The 12803-nt window shown below is 61.4% G+C and carries 8 protein-coding genes and 2 pseudogenes; 4 read left to right on the plus strand and 6 right to left on the minus strand.

Annotated features, from left to right (window positions below):
• Nucleotides 1-849 carry a peptidylprolyl isomerase gene (locus CUR85_RS08050; RefSeq protein WP_067264281.1) on the minus strand — a complete coding sequence of 283 codons (849 nt, stop codon included), beginning with the start codon at nt 847-849 and terminating at the stop codon, nt 1-3.
• Nucleotides 850-1022: 173 nt separating this feature from the next.
• Between CUR85_RS08050 and secA the strand changes: the two genes are divergently transcribed.
• From secA to CUR85_RS08065, 3 genes and pseudogenes are all read left to right on the plus strand, one after another.
• Nucleotides 1023-3725, plus strand: coding sequence for a preprotein translocase subunit SecA (gene secA, locus CUR85_RS08055; RefSeq protein WP_067264279.1), 2703 nt, complete (start codon nt 1023-1025; stop codon nt 3723-3725).
• Between the two features lie 102 nt (nt 3726-3827).
• The gene (locus CUR85_RS08060; protein ID WP_067264276.1) at nt 3828-4799 is read left to right on the plus strand and encodes a hypothetical protein; all 972 of its coding nucleotides are present in this window, start codon (nt 3828-3830) and stop codon (nt 4797-4799) included.
• A gap of 19 nt (nt 4800-4818) precedes the next feature.
• Nucleotides 4819-6377: pseudogene (locus tag CUR85_RS08065) on the plus strand (phosphate ABC transporter substrate-binding/OmpA family protein).
• 10 nt (nt 6378-6387) lie between these two features.
• Here the strand turns inward: CUR85_RS08065 and radC are convergent.
• The 3 genes and pseudogenes from radC to dnaK form a co-directional block, all read right to left on the minus strand.
• A complete protein-coding gene (gene radC / locus CUR85_RS08070) occupies nt 6388-7149 on the minus strand; it encodes a RadC family protein (protein WP_067264271.1) in 762 nt (253 codons plus the stop codon).
• Nucleotides 7150-7256: 107 nt separating this feature from the next.
• Nucleotides 7257-8404: pseudogene (gene dnaJ, locus CUR85_RS08075) on the minus strand (molecular chaperone DnaJ).
• 82 nt (nt 8405-8486) lie between these two features.
• Nucleotides 8487-10409, minus strand: a complete 1923-nt coding sequence (gene dnaK, locus CUR85_RS08080; protein ID WP_067264265.1) for a molecular chaperone DnaK — start codon at nt 10407-10409, stop codon at nt 8487-8489.
• 207 nt (nt 10410-10616) lie between these two features.
• Between dnaK and CUR85_RS08085 the strand changes: the two genes are divergently transcribed.
• The gene (locus CUR85_RS08085) at nt 10617-11219 is read left to right on the plus strand and encodes an alpha-ketoglutarate-dependent dioxygenase AlkB family protein (RefSeq protein WP_067264262.1); all 603 of its coding nucleotides are present in this window, start codon (nt 10617-10619) and stop codon (nt 11217-11219) included.
• Between the two features lie 51 nt (nt 11220-11270).
• On the opposite strand, the gene CUR85_RS08090 is transcribed toward CUR85_RS08085, so the two are convergent.
• Both CUR85_RS08090 and CUR85_RS08095 read right to left on the minus strand, forming a co-directional pair.
• On the minus strand, nt 11271-11879 hold the full coding sequence (locus CUR85_RS08090) for a COG3650 family protein (protein ID WP_067264259.1): 609 nt from the start codon (nt 11877-11879) through the stop codon (nt 11271-11273).
• Entirely contained in the window at nt 11876-12700 is an 825-nt protein-coding gene (locus tag CUR85_RS08095) for an ABC transporter permease (RefSeq protein WP_067264256.1), read from the minus strand. The genes CUR85_RS08090 and CUR85_RS08095 overlap by 4 nt, the downstream gene beginning before the upstream one ends.
• Nucleotides 12701-12803 lie beyond the last annotated feature (103 nt).

The raw sequence follows: 12803 nt of genomic DNA on the forward strand, positions 1-12803 counted from the left end.
TTAGTTCAGCCATTCGATGTTGTTGAGAACGGAAGGGTCGATGCCTTCGGCCGCGCTGCGGTCAACCTCGGCAGAGTCGGTCAGGCTTTCGATCGCCTCTTGCACCTTGGTCTGGCGGATTTGGGTTTCCAGCTCTTCGCGCACGTCTTCCAGCGCGGGGGCTTCGGCGGTGCGTGTCTCGTTCAGTTTGATGACATGCCAGCCGAACTGGGTTTCCACCGGGTCGGACACGCTGCCGGCTTCCATGCCCGCGACGGTCTCTTCAAAGGCAGGCACCATCATGCCGGGGCCGAACCACCCCAAGGAGCCGCCACCGGGGCCGGAGGGACCGGTCGATTTCTCTTTGGCAAGTTCGGCAAAGTCCGCGCCGCCATCGAGTTCTGCTTTGATCGCGTCGGCTTCTTCCTTGGTTTCGACAAGGATATGCGAGGCGTTGAACTCGGGCTCAGGCTCTGCGTCGCTGTATTGCGCGTCATAGGCCGCTTGCAACTCTTCGTCGCTGACCGGCTCGGCCATGACGCCTTCGATCGCCTCACCGGCGGTGAGCGAGCGGGTCTCATTCTCGAGCGACAGGGTCACGCGCGGCGGCAATTCGCCGCTAAAGCTGTCGGCGAGGGCCGTCTGCTGCACAAGCTGGTCCAGAAGACCTTTGAACAGCACGTCCTCGGGCAGTTGTTGGTACTGCTGGGGCAGGCTCGCGCGGGCGACGATCATATGCCCGAGCGTGATTTCAGTGTCGTTGACGGTGGCAACAACCGTGTCGAGACCCGGTTCGTCCTGGGCGGCCACAGGCAGCGCCACAGCGGCGGCAAGCGCCAAAGACGACAGAAATGTGAGGGGTTTTTGCATGGTTGGGTCCAATCGCTTCCTTCGTAGCAGGGCTGCTACATTGACAGTGTATGGCACGCCCCTTACATCGCCTTATGGCGCTGAGAGGCGCGGGCTCATCCACTATCTATGGGCTGCCATGGCGCTCGGCAACCAGATCGGCGCAAGACATCATAACTTCGGCGGGAGATTACATGCTGGGTATCGGAACAATCGCCAAAAAGGTCTTTGGCACGCCAAACGACCGGAAGATCAAGGCGACCCGTCCGCTTGTGGCACGGATCAATGCGCTGGAGCCCGAGTTTGAAAAGCTAAGCGACGACGAGATCAAAGCGCGCACCGCGGAATTGGCCAAACGGGCCGACGGGGGCGAGAGCCTCGACGATCTGCTGCCCGAAGCCTTTGCCAACTGCCGCGAAGCCGCCCGCCGCACCCTCGGCCTGCGCGCCTTCGACACGCAGCTTCTGGGCGGCATCTTCCTGCATCAGGGCAATATCGCCGAGCAGAAGACCGGTGAGGGCAAGACCCTGACCGCGACCTTCGCGGCCTATCTGAACGGGCTCACGCATAAGGGCGTGCATGTGGTGACCGTGAACGAATACCTCGCCAAGCGCGACGCCGAGTGGATGGGCAAGGTTTTCGGCGCGCTCGGTCTGACCACGGGTGTCGCCTATTCCGGTATGCCGGAGGATCAGAAACGCGCGGCCTATGCCTGCGACATCACCTATGCCACCAACAACGAATTGGGCTTCGACTACCTGCGCGACAATATGAAGTCGAACCTGTCGGACATGCTGCAACGCGGGCATAACTTTGCCATCGTGGACGAAGTCGACAGCATTCTGATCGACGAGGCGCGGACGCCGCTGATCATCTCCGGCCCGTCGCAGGACCGTTCCGAGATGTACCAGATCATCGACGCGCTGATCCCCTCGCTCACCGATGAGCATTACGAGCTGGACGAGAAAACCCGCAACGTCACCTTCACCGACGAGGGCAATGAGTTCCTCGAAGAGCAGCTGCGCGCGCGGGAATTGATCGAAGAGGGGATGACCCTTTACGATCCCGAAAGCACCACCATCGTGCACCACGTCAACCAAGGTCTGCGCGCGCATAAGCTGTTCCAGCGCGACAAGGACTACATCGTGCGCGATGGCGCGGTGACGTTGATTGACGAATTCACCGGCCGCATGATGCCGGGCCGCCGCCTGTCGGACGGTTTGCACCAAGCGATTGAAGCCAAGGAAGGCGTCGACATCCAGCCCGAGAACGTGACCCTCGCAAGCGTCACCTTCCAGAACTACTTCCGCCTATACGACAAACTCGGCGGCATGACCGGCACGGCTCTGACCGAAGCCGAAGAATTCGCCGAGATCTACGGCCTCGGCGTGGTCGAAGTGCCGACCAACGTGCCAATCGCCCGTGTGGACGAAGACGACGCCGTTTACCGCACCGCGCGGGAGAAGTATGAGGCGATGATCGAGCGGGTCAAAGAGGCCCACGCCAAGGGGCAGCCCTGCCTTGTCGGCACCACCTCGATCGAAAAGTCCGAACAGCTCAGCGCCATGCTGACCGCCGCCGGGATCGAGCACAATGTGCTCAACGCCCGCCAGCACGAGCAAGAGGCGCAGATCATCGCCGAAGCGGGCAAGCTGGGCGCGGTGACCATCGCCACCAACATGGCGGGCCGCGGCACCGACATTCAGTTGGGCGGCAATGTCGAATTGAAAGTGCTCGACGCGCTGGATGCCGATCCTGAGGCCGACCCGGCCAACATCCGCGCCCAGATCGAAGCGCAGCACGCCGAAGAGAAGCAGAAGGTGCTTGAGGCCGGTGGTCTCTACGTTCTGGCCTCTGAGCGCCACGAGAGCCGCCGCATCGACAACCAGTTGCGGGGCCGTTCGGGCCGTCAGGGTGACCCGGGCCGCACCTCGTTCTTCCTGTCGCTCGAAGATGACCTGATGCGCATTTTCGGTTCGGAACGGCTTGAGAAGGTGCTGACGACGCTGGGCCTGAAAGATGGCGAAGCCATCGTGCACCCGTGGGTCAACAAATCGCTGGAGCGGGCGCAGGCGAAGGTTGAGGGCCGCAACTTCGACATCCGCAAGCAGCTGTTGAAGTTCGACGACGTGATGAACGAGCAGCGCAAGGTGATCTTTGGCCAGCGCCGCGAGATCATGGAGGCGGACAACCTCAATGAGATCGTCACCGACATGCGCGAGCAGGTGATTGACGATCTGATCGACACCTATATGCCGCCCAAGACCTATGCCGATCAGTGGGACACCCAAGGCTTCTATGCCGCGGTGATCGAACAGCTTAACGTCGACGTGCCGATCATCGCATGGTGCGAAGAGGACGGCGTGGATGATGAGGTGATCCGCGAACGTCTGATGAAAGCCACGGATGAGCTCATGGCCAAGAAGGCCGAGGCCTTTGGCGAAGAGAACATGCGCAACATCGAGAAACAGTTGTTGTTGCAAGCCATCGACACCAAATGGCGCGACCACCTGCTGACGCTTGAACATCTGCGCTCGGTCGTGGGCTTCCGCAGCTACGCGCAGCGCGATCCGCTGAACGAGTATAAGAACGAAGCCTTCCAACTGTTCGAGACGATGCTCGACAGTCTGCGGCAGGACGTGACCCAAAAGCTGGGCCAGATCCAACCGATGAGCGAAGAGCAGCGCCGCGAGATGATGCAGGAAATGGCCGCCCGTCAGGCCGCCATGCAAGCTGCGGCGAGCGAGGCGGCGGATGAGGCCTCTGAACAGGCCGAGGCCGCAGCCCCCGGTTTTGACGAGAACGATCCGTCCACATGGGGCAACCCGGGCCGGAACGATCCCTGCCCCTGCGGTTCTGGCAAGAAGTTCAAACACTGCCACGGTCAGATCACCTGAGCGGCGTCACCTTTTCGCCCATAACTTGGCGTTTCAGGGCCATACCCCGGCCCTGATCCGCGCCCATAAAGTCTCTAACGAATCCGTTGAAGGAGACTTGTCATGTGGCGCACGAAAGAAATTCTGACAGCTGTCGGCACTCTGGCCTGTGCGGTGGGCATTGGCTATGTCATGCAAAGCTCCGACACCGCGCAGCAGCGCTATGGCGCGGCTGAGGCGCAGCGCCCGGTGGCCGACAATGGCGCCTTGCTTGAGGTTGAAGGTATCACCCTGACCTCTGCCGCGCTCGACAGTCCCATTGCACTGCCAACACTGGATGACCGCGTGGTCAAGGCCGCAGCACCTCAAAGCCTGCCGCCCGCCCCGGAAAGCCACGGCGCCGCGATCCCTGCGACCTGCGATATCATTGCCGAAGCGGATGCCGTCGCCGCCGCGATGGTGAAACTCACCCTCGATGCCGCCTGCCTGCCGAATGAGCGGCTGACGGTGCACCACAACGGGATGATTTTCACCGAAGTGACCGATGACCAAGGGCAGTTGTCCGTCACCGTCCCGGCCTTGGCGGAAGAGGCTGTTTTCATCCTCGCCTTCGGCAACGGTGATGGCGCGGTGGCGCAGACTTCGGTCCCTGAACTCTCTGATTTCAACCGCGTCGTGCTACAATGGAAAGGCACCGCAGGGTTTGAGCTTCACGCCCGCGAGTTCGGCGCGGATTACGGTGAGGCGGGCCACGTTTGGTCCGGCGCGCCGCGCGATATGACCGCTGCCGTGCTGGGCGAAGGGGGCTTCATGACCCGCAATGGCGACATTGAGGCTTCTGAGCCGCTGATGGCCGAAGTCTATAGCTTCCCGGTCGCCAAAGCGGCGCAGGCGGGCGATGTCGCGCTCAGCGTGGAGGCTGAGGTGAGCGAGGCGAACTGCGGGCTTGAGATCGAAGCACAGGCGCTGGAACTGCGCGGCGATGATCCGGTGAAAACCCAGAACCTGACCCTCGCCGTGCCGGACTGTGATGCGGTCGGCAACTTTCTGGTGTTGAATAATTTGCTCCAAGACCTGAAAGTCGCGCAGAACTGACGCAACCGGGTAGGTCTAGATGAACGGGTTGAAACGTGCGGCGATCAGCGCCGCACTTTTGCTTTTTACGGCGGGCGCATCTGCGGCGCAGGACATCGCACTGACCTCGCGCGATGGCAGCGTCGAACTCAGCGGTACCCTGCTGGGGTTCGACGGCGAATTCTATCGCGTCGAGACGGACTATGGTGAGTTGACCGTCGACAGCAGCGGTGTGTCCTGCGCCGGGCCGGGTTGCCCCAACCTTGCGGATTTCGTGGCCGAGGTGCGTTTCTCGGGCTCCGCCACCATGGGGGCGGTGCTGATGCCCGCGCTGATCGAAGCCTTCGCCGCGCGCCAAGGCTATACCGTCAGCCGTGAAGAGGGGGACAGCGGGCGCTTCGCGCTGCTGCTCTCGCGTGAGGATGACGGCAAGCTCGCCGCGCGGTTCGATTTCCGGGCGAGCAATACCAACGAAGGCTTTGCCGATCTGCTGGCGGATGAGGCCGATGTCGTCATGGCCCTGCGCGAGGTGCGCCGCGAAGAGCGGATCAATGCCCGCGAGGCGGGCTTGGGTGATCTGACCGGTGCAAATCGCAGCCGGGTTCTGGCGCTTGATGCAGTGGTGCCCGTGGTCGCCCCGTCCAATCCGGTGAAACAAATCTCGCCGCTGACATTGGCGCGGGTGTTCTCGGGCGAGATCAAGAATTGGCAGCGCCTCGGCGGGCCGGACGCACCGATTGAGTTGCATCTGCCCACCGCCGATAGCGGGTTGAGCCAAGCGATCGTGGATCAGGTGCTCACCCCGCCGGGCTGGAACTGAGCACTGATGTCACCCGCCACGCCATGCCCGATGCGCTGGCCGAGGCGGTCGCGCGGGATGTTTTTGCCCTTGGAATCACCAGCTATGCCGAACAGGGGGAGACCGAGGTGCTGACCCTTGGCGGCAACTGCGGTTTTGCGCTGGATGCCGCACGGCGGACGATCAAAACCGAAGATTACCCGCTGACCGCGCCGATGTTCCTCTATTTCCCCGCCCGGCGCTTGCCGCTGATCACGCGTGAGTTTCTGGCCTTCACCCGTGGCCCTTCGGCCCAGATCGTGATCCGCCGGGCCGGTTTCGTGGATCAAACGCCCGAGGAAATCCCGGTTGAGGAACAGGGCAACCGCTTTGCCAATGCGATCATCACGGCGGGCGCGGAAACGCCGCTGGAAGAATTGCAGCGCATGACAGCGACGCTGGTGCCGATGGCGCGGCTCACCACCTCTTTCCGCTTCGAGGCCGGGTCGATCCGGCTTGATGCGCAGTCGCGGTCCAACGTGCAGCAATTGGCGCGCGCCTTGGAGCAGGGGCAATATGATGCGCGGCGGCTGATGTTCGTGGGCTTCAGCGATGGCGAGGGGGCCGCGCGGGCCAACCGCGAAATCGCCCTGCGCCGGGCCGAAGCGGTGCAGCGCGCAGTAAGCGCGGCTGCGGTCACCGCCAATCTGTCGCGCATTGATCTGCGGGTCGATGCCTTTGGGGAGGCGATGCCGATTGCCTGTGACGATAGCGAATGGGGCCGCCAAGCCAATCGGCGGGTGGAGGTTTGGGTGCGCTAAACGCACCCCGCTATAGATGCCCCTCGCTGCGAAAGCTGAGCTCGCGCGATTTTCCGATGATCAGGTGATCATGCAGGGTCAGCCCCAAGGCGTCACAGGCGGCGGCGACCTGCCGGGTCATATCAATGTCTGAGCGTGACGGGCTGGGATCGCCCGAGGGGTGGTTATGCACGAGGATGATCGCGCTGGCATTCAACTCAAGCGCACGTTTGGCAACCTCGCGCGGGTAGACTGGCACATGGTCCACCGTGCCTTTCGCCTGCTCCTCATCGGCGATGAGGATGTTTTTCCGGTCGAGGTAGAGGACGCGAAACTGCTCCATCTCCAGATGGGCCATGGTGGTGTGGCAATAGTCCAGCAGCGCATCCCATGAGGAAACGACATGCCGTTGCAGCACCTTCGCCCGGGCCAGCCGCTGTGCCGCGGCCTCAATGATCTTGAGTTCGACAATCACCGCCTCTCCGACGCCTTTGACATCGCGCAGCCGGGCGGCGGGGGCGGTAATGACGCGGTTGAAATCGCCGAACCGGTCCAGCAGTTCGCGCGCCAGCGGTTTCACATCCCGGCGCGGGATGGCGCGAAAGAGGACAAGCTCCAACATCTCATAGTCCGGCATGGCCGCCGCGCCCCCGTCGATGAAACGGCTGCGCAGGCGCTGGCGGTGATCCGCGATATAAGAGGGTTGCTTGCCCGTATTGGACGGCGGCGCTTGCGCTTCGTCCAGCAGATAGGGGAGGGGCTGATCAGCCAAGGTTCTCGGGGCACGGGTCATGCCCGGAGTGTCGCGCCAAAGTGGTTATTATTCGGTTAACGGACGGTTAAAACTTCGTTCACCACGCTGCCGAAAAAGGGGAGCCGCATCCACGGCTCCCCCAATGGTTAACCCTTCATCGAATCCCAGAAGGATTTGACGGAAGAGAAGAAGTTGCTGCTTTCGGGGTTGTTGTTCTGGGCCTCGCCCTCGAACTCCCGCAACAGTTCTTTCTGCCGGTTGGTCAGGTTCACCGGGGTCTCGACCGCCAGTTCGATGATCATGTCACCCACGCCACCGCCACGCAGCGGCGGCATGCCTTTGCCGCGCAGACGCATCTGGCGACCCGATTGGCTGCCCGCGGGGATCTGCACGCGGCCACGGCCCCATCGATGGTGGGCACTTCGATATTGCCACCCAGAGCGGCAGTGCTCATCGACACCGGAACACGGCAGAAGAGGTTCGGCCCGTCGCGTTCGAACAATTCGTGATCGGCCACCTCGATAAAGATGTAGAGATCACCGGACGGCCCGCCACGCATGCCCGCTTCGCCTTCGCCGGCGAGACGGATGCGGGTGCCGGTTTCGACGCCCGCGGGGATGTTGACCGAGAGCGTGCGCTCTTTCTCAACCCGGCCCGCGCCGCGGCATTTCTTGCAAGGATTCTTGACGATCTGCCCCATGCCGGAACAGGTCGGGCAGGTCCGCTCGACGGTAAAGAAACCTTGCTGCGCGCGCACCTTGCCCATGCCCGAACAGGTGGGGCAGGTCGAAGGTTCCGCGCCGCCTTCGGCACCGCTGCCGTCACAGGCGTCACATTGGACGGAGGCCGGGACGGTGATCGACTTTTGCATGCCCGAAAAGGCATCTTCGAGCGAGATGCGCAAGTTATAGCGCAAATCAGCCCCACGTGCGGCACGGCGTCCGCCGCCACCGCCACGTTGGCCCATGAAGTCACCGAAGAGATCGTCAAAGACGTCGGAAAAGGCCGAAGAGAAATCGCCCTGACCGCCGCCCATGCCGCCGCCGGGACGCCCGCCGCCCATGCCACCTTCAAAGGCGGCGTGGCCATAGCGATCATAGGCGGCTTTCTTGTCACCGTCTTTGAGCACGTCATAAGCCTCGCCCACTTCCTTGAACTGGGCTTCGGCTTGGGGGTTGTCTTTGTTGCGGTCGGGGTGGAGGTCCTTCACCTTGCGGCGATAGGCTTTCTTGATCTCGTCGGCAGAGGCCCCTTTGGCAACGCCAAGCACCTCGTAGTAGTCACGTTTTGCCATGGGTTATCATGCTCCTGCGCTGGAACGTGATAGGCCGGCCCGTCTGACGGACCGGCCCTTTCACAGGTTCCGTTTCACACGCTTACGCGCGCTTGTCGTCGTCCAGATCTTCGAACTCGGCATCAAGGATGTCGTCATCGCCACCTTGGGCTTGCTGAGCATCCGAAGGCTGCGCCGTGTCCTCACTGCCGCCCTCTTCCTGAGAGGCCTTATAGATGGCTTCGCCCAGTTTCATGGCGGATTCGGTGACGTTCTGGATGCCGTTCTTGATCTTGTCGGCGTTGTCTGTTTCCAGCTCGTCTTTCAGCGCGGCAATGGCCAGTTCGATCGCTTCGACGGTGGTCGGGTCGACCTTGTCGGAATGCTCTTCCAGCGACTTCTCGGTCGAGTGGATCAGCGATTCCGCCTGGTTCTTCGCTTCGATCAGCTCGCGACGGGACTTGTCCGCCTCAGCATTCTCTTCCGCGTCCTTGACCATCTGTTCGATGTCCGCATCCGACAGACCGCCCGAAGCTTGGATCGTGATCTTCTGCTCCTTGCCGGTGCCTTTGTCGAGCGCGCCGACCGACACGATGCCGTTGGCGTCAATATCGAAGGTCACTTCGATCTGCGGCATGCCGCGAGGCGCAGGCGGGATGTTCTCAAGGTTAAAGGCACCAAGCATCTTGTTGTCGGCAGCCATCTCACGCTCACCTTGGAAGACCCGGATGGTCACGGCGTTCTGGTTGTCTTCGGCGGTCGAGAAGACCTGAGACTTCTTCGTCGGGATCGTGGTGTTACGGTCGATCAGACGGGTGAAGACACCACCGAGGGTCTCGATACCGAGGGACAGCGGGGTCACGTCGAGCAGAACCACGTCCTTCACGTCGCCTTGCAGAACACCGGCCTGAATGGCGGCACCAAGGGCCACGACTTCGTCCGGGTTCACACCCTTATGCGGCTCCTTGCCGAAGAATTTAGAGACCTCTTCGGCCACCTTCGGCATACGGGTCATACCACCCACGAGCACGACTTCGTCGATGTCGGACGCGGACAGGCCGGCATCCTTCAGCGCGGCGGCGCAGGGCTTCATCGAAGCTTTGATCAGGTCACCAACGAGGCTTTCCAGCTTGGCGCGGGTCAGCTTCATGACCATGTGCAGCGGCGAGCCGTCCTTGCCCATCGAGATGAAGGGCTGGTTGATCTCGGTCTGGCTGGAGGAGGACAGTTCGATCTTAGCCTTCTCTGCCGCTTCCTTCAGACGCTGCAGCGCCATCTTGTCTTGCGTCAGGTCAACGCCGTTGGCCTTTTTGAACTCTTCCGCAAGGTAGTTCACGATGCGCATGTCAAAGTCTTCACCACCAAGGAACGTGTCGCCGTTGGTGGATTTCACTTCGAACAGGCCGTCGTCGATCTCAAGAATGGTCACGTCGAATGTACCGCCGCCAAGGTCATAGACCGCGATGGTTTGCGTGTTCTCTTTGTCGAGGCCATAGGCCAGCGCGGCGGCTGTCGGCTCGTTGATGATGCGCAGCACTTCGAGACCGGCGATCTTGCCGGCGTCTTTGGTGGCCTGACGCTGGGCGTCGTTGAAATATGCAGGCACGGTGATAACCGCCTGAGAGACTTCCTCGCCCAGATAGCTTTCTGCGGTTTCTTTCATCTTGCCGAGGATGAAGGCCGAGATTTGGCTTGGGGAGTATTTCTCACCCTTGGCTTCGACCCATGCGTCGCCGTTGCCGCCGTCGATGACGTTGAACGGCATGTTCTTTTTGTCTTTGGCCAGATCCGCATCGTCGTTGCGGCGGCCGATCAGGCGCTTGACGCCAAAGACTGTGTTTTCGGGGTTGGTGACCGCCTGGCGTTTCGCCGGCTGGCCGACAAGGCGTTCGTCGTCGGTGAAGGCGACGATCGACGGCGTGGTGCGCGCGCCTTCGGCGTTTTCGATCACACGCGGCTGGCTGCCATCCATGATGGCGATACAGCTGTTGGTGGTGCCAAGGTCAATACCGATTACTTTGGACATGTTTCGATCCCTCTTTGAATCTAAGGCGATGACACGAGGCGCGGACCCGTTTTGGCATCCTGCCCCGATCTGTTGACATCGAAGACCACGTGCCTTCGACGGTTCGGAGCGTATATAGGGAGGGTATTTGCACCCTGCAACCATTGGCTGGTCTGGATGGTCGCGATTCCGTGATGTTTTTGCTAAACGAGTGAGGAAGAACGAAAAATGACTGCTTTGCGCCTCCGGGGCTTTGATATTCACAAGGAATTTCTAGGAAGAGTGGCCCAGCAGGAGGTGCTGGAGGCGGTGCGCGGCGTGGTGCGTCAGGCGCCGTTCTTTCGCCCCGAAGTGCCGCGCGGCGGGCGCATGTCGGTCCGGATGAGCGCGGCAGGGCGCTATGGCTGGTTTTCGGATCGGCGTGGGTATCGTTACGTTACCGAACATCCCGAAGGCCAGCCTTGGCCCGAGATCCCGGCGCCGATTGTGGCGATTTGGGATCAGTTGACCGGGTTGGAGCGCCGCCCGGAATGCTGCCTGATCAACTACTACGATGCCGATGCGCGCATGGGGCTGCATCAGGACCGGGACGAGGCAGATTTTCAATGGCCGGTCGTCTCAGTCTCTCTGGGGGATGATGGGCTGTTTCGGATCGGCAACCTGACCCGAGGCGGCAAGACGGAATCGATCTGGCTGCAATCGGGCGATGTGGTGGTGATGGGCGGAGATGCGCGGCTGACCTATCACGGCGTGGACCGGATCAAGCCCGGCACCTCGACATTGCTGCCCAAAGGCGGGCGGATCAACTTGACGCTGCGTGTGGTGGAGTAGCGTTTTCTTTGAAAGAAAACGGAGACGGACTTTTTAAAAAAGTCCGTCGCTTCAGTGGCCAAGCGAACAACATCCTGTCTGATGTTGCCAGCCATCATTTCCCTGCAAAAGGAAGTCGACCGCCAGCCCATAGGCGCGGTCCGACATGCCATCGCTACAGGCACGCGCCGTGAGCGTGGCGATGGCCGTGCCCTGCGGCCCCTCGGCGATCATGTGAAAACTGTCGCGCCGCCCCTGCGCCGGGCCAGTCTGCGTGATTCGGTAATCGCGTGCGCCGCCCGCCATGGCGTCATAGCTCAACGTCTCGCCGGTCACCTCAAAAGACCAAAACGGCTCTGTCCCGCCGCAATGGGCCACGGGTGGCATCGCACGGGCCCATTGGCCCGCTTGCCGGGTGAGGAAACGCAGAGAGACCCAGCCGCTCCCTTCGCCCGTATTGACCAAGCCCCAGCCGTGATGGTCATTGGGGCGGATCACTTCGATGTTCTGGGCGTCAGGCTCAAAGCTGCCGATGATCGGGGCGCTGGCACTCGGGGCACGGCGAATGTTCAACACGTCATCCGCCGCGACACCGCTGACGTCATGCAGGGCGGGCCATGCATCCTGCGTCGCCCAGACAGGCAGTGCCCAAAGGCAGAGGAAGAGTGCCAGAAGTCTCATCGCCGGGCGTTCCAACTGATCGACGCATGGCGGCGGGTATAGAATTCGCCCATCAGCCCAATCATCAAAAGCACCAGCCCCACCCAAAGCGGATATTCCCAACTGGTATAGCGCGGGTTGTAATTGATGAAGGCAAAGCCGCGCGCTTGGTCGATGCTGTGAAACAACGGGTTCCAGTCAAACATCGCCAGCATATAGCCGGGCAGGGAGTTGGCGAGGAACATCTTCCCCGAGGCGATCATATTGGCGCGTTGATAGACGGTTGAGAAAATCGTCACGAAGGACGGAAACCACGGTTTGATCGCGAGCATCACCAGACCAAGGGCGCAGCCGGTAAACCACGCGGTCAGCATCATCCCGAAAGCGGCAAAAGGCTGATCTATGGTGATCGGCGTGACCGCCACATGATAGATGAACAAGATCACGAAGAGCGACAGAACTTGGATATAGAGCGAGCCCACCGCCGCCGATGCGATGGCGATGATCGTGTTCATCGGGGCGTGCTGCATCATCGGGCTTGCCGGTCCCTCAGACCCCGCCACCGCGCCCAAAGCTTTCACATGGGTGAGGTAGAGGAAAATCCCCGACATCAGATAGATGAGGAAGTCACCCCGCACGGCGGAGCCGCGCATCCCGAGGATCGAAAACATCACATAGAAGGCCAGTACGAACATCACCGTTTGCAGCATGTTCATCGCGATGGCGATAAAGGCATTGTTGTGCTGTTTGCGCACGTTGCGCACCACGGAATGGTAGACCAGTTCCGCGATGGCGAGGGCAGAACCGATGCCGGATTTCGGCTTTCTGGAAGACTGGAACATGCGCGCGTCCTTGACGAAGCCCTAGCGTGGCACGGAATTCTTGCTGTTCCGTTAGCTCCGCAGCATAAGGGAAACAGTGAATTGAAGCAACGACAGCCCGCAG

Origin of the sequence: Sulfitobacter faviae, assembly GCF_029870955.1 — a bacterium.
Lineage (GTDB): Bacteria > Pseudomonadota > Alphaproteobacteria > Rhodobacterales > Rhodobacteraceae > Sulfitobacter > Sulfitobacter faviae.

Excerpts from the sequence above, each read along its gene's own strand:
- CUR85_RS08050 (WP_067264281.1), bottom strand. The coding sequence starts at position 849 with ATGCAAAAACCCCTCACATTTCTGTCGTCTTTGGCGCTTGCCGCCGCT.
- secA (WP_067264279.1), top strand. The coding sequence starts at position 1,023 with ATGCTGGGTATCGGAACAATCGCCAAAAAGGTCTTTGGCACGCCAAAC.
- CUR85_RS08060 (WP_067264276.1), top strand. The coding sequence starts at position 3,828 with ATGTGGCGCACGAAAGAAATTCTGACAGCTGTCGGCACTCTGGCCTGT.
- radC (WP_067264271.1), bottom strand. The coding sequence starts at position 7,149 with ATGACCCGTGCCCCGAGAACCTTGGCTGATCAGCCCCTCCCCTATCTG.
- dnaK (WP_067264265.1), bottom strand. The coding sequence starts at position 10,409 with ATGTCCAAAGTAATCGGTATTGACCTTGGCACCACCAACAGCTGTATC.
- CUR85_RS08085 (WP_067264262.1), top strand. The coding sequence starts at position 10,617 with ATGACTGCTTTGCGCCTCCGGGGCTTTGATATTCACAAGGAATTTCTA.
- CUR85_RS08090 (WP_067264259.1), bottom strand. The coding sequence starts at position 11,879 with ATGAGACTTCTGGCACTCTTCCTCTGCCTTTGGGCACTGCCTGTCTGG.
- CUR85_RS08095 (WP_067264256.1), bottom strand. The coding sequence starts at position 12,700 with ATGTTCCAGTCTTCCAGAAAGCCGAAATCCGGCATCGGTTCTGCCCTC.